Below are 1325 nucleotides of genomic sequence, written 5' to 3' on the forward strand. Positions count from 1 at the left end.
CGCCCGAAAAAGGTCCTGGTTGGAATCTCTGCCTTTACCGCGAAAAAAGGGCAGACCTTAGGAACTGCTCAGTCCCCATTTTCGCCCTCGCCTTCTCTTGAGCGCCGCGAACTCTCTAATATGCTCTTTCTCGGCTACTCACAGCCTTGCAACATGACACTTGGAACTGTTCTTCCCAGCGTACAGCGGCACTTTGAGATGGCAGTTCATATAGGGATTCTCTTAGGGGAAAACTTTGCCCAGATTCACCAGAATCTATCACATGAATGCCTACGAGAAATCAACCTGGCCACTAGAAAATCTTCTATAGACTAGGATACGAGCTCTTGTTGCAGCAGGTATTCTCCCTCAATCGTTTCATGTGATATCTAGGAGAATCTTTATCCGATCCAGAACGTCGAGGATTACTTCTTCAGAGACCTGACCGATCTTCTTCTCCAATCTATTTCTCGAGATTGACCTTAAGTCCTCGGTCTTAATGTAGCTTGTTACATCAAGCCCTGTTTGCTCTCCGGAGATCTCAACATGCAGCGGGATAGATTTGTTCTTTGACGTTAAGGGAACGACAATCACGAGCTCAGCAGGTCCATGATTGAACTGGTCGATTGAAATGACCAAACATGTTCCAAATCCAGATTGCTCTCTTCCTCTAGTTGGACTGAGGTTTGCCAACCAGATTTCTCCTCTTGAAGGTAGCTCTCTATTCATGATTACTTTGCCCGTCTAATAGTGAGCCTTCCCATTCTTCCCTCTCGTCTAACTCGCCTTTCCAAAGATCGGCTTGCTCTTTTAGTTTTGAGAAGGCTTCATTTGTATCTTCCAGGAGCAACTCACGTCTATATGATTCCACTGCTTTAGCAAGTATTTCTCCAATTGTTTCACCACTGGCGGAGGCCATTGCCTTAAGCTCGAATGAGTTTCGAAAGGGACTCTGACTATTTGCGTTTTCAAGATTGATCACCACCTAGTAAATTGATTAGTATACTATAACATAACACGATTTGTGACAGAAAACACCTTTTCGATTGATTCGATCGAAGGGAATAGATGCGGAAACGAGTTCATGACGGAATTGATAGCGGGTCTTGAGTTAGGGTCTAGGGTGTAGTGAAAGAAACGATCTTCTCTGCAGTCATTCCATGGATAATGCTTTGATGAGCTCCACAGGATCCCATTTTTCTCGTTCTTCTCATTGTTTCTCTTCTTCTTGCAAAGTCCTCGTTTTTCGCTATGAATCGAGATTCTGGCCAGAATTATGCCAGAATGACGGGAAGGACCGTCATCCCGGACTTGATCCGGGATCTGGTGCGCCCGGCATGATACAC

General features: G+C 45.2%; 3 protein-coding genes. 1 reads left to right on the top strand and 2 read right to left on the bottom strand.

What is annotated here, in order from left to right; translation table 11 throughout:
• The coding region (locus tag BG32_RS15825) for a hypothetical protein (protein WP_220660316.1) at positions 1-315 on the top strand (315 nt) is incomplete at its 5' end.
• Positions 316-357: 42 nt separating this feature from the next.
• Here the strand turns inward: BG32_RS15825 and BG32_RS07705 are convergent.
• Together BG32_RS07705 and BG32_RS07710 are read right to left on the bottom strand one after the other, a co-directional pair.
• Complete coding sequence (locus BG32_RS07705; protein ID WP_006490406.1) at positions 358-708, bottom strand: type II toxin-antitoxin system PemK/MazF family toxin; 351 nt, start codon at positions 706-708, stop codon at positions 358-360.
• The gene (locus tag BG32_RS07710; RefSeq protein WP_259459602.1) at positions 701-964 is read right to left on the bottom strand and encodes a hypothetical protein; all 264 of its coding nucleotides are present in this window, start codon (positions 962-964) and stop codon (positions 701-703) included. Before BG32_RS07710 ends, BG32_RS07705 begins: the two co-directional genes overlap by 8 nt.
• Positions 965-1325: the final 361 nt, after the last annotated feature.

Origin of the sequence: Mesotoga sp. HF07.pep.5.2.highcov, assembly GCF_003666285.1 — a bacterium.
GTDB lineage: Bacteria > Thermotogota > Thermotogae > Petrotogales > Kosmotogaceae > Mesotoga > Mesotoga prima.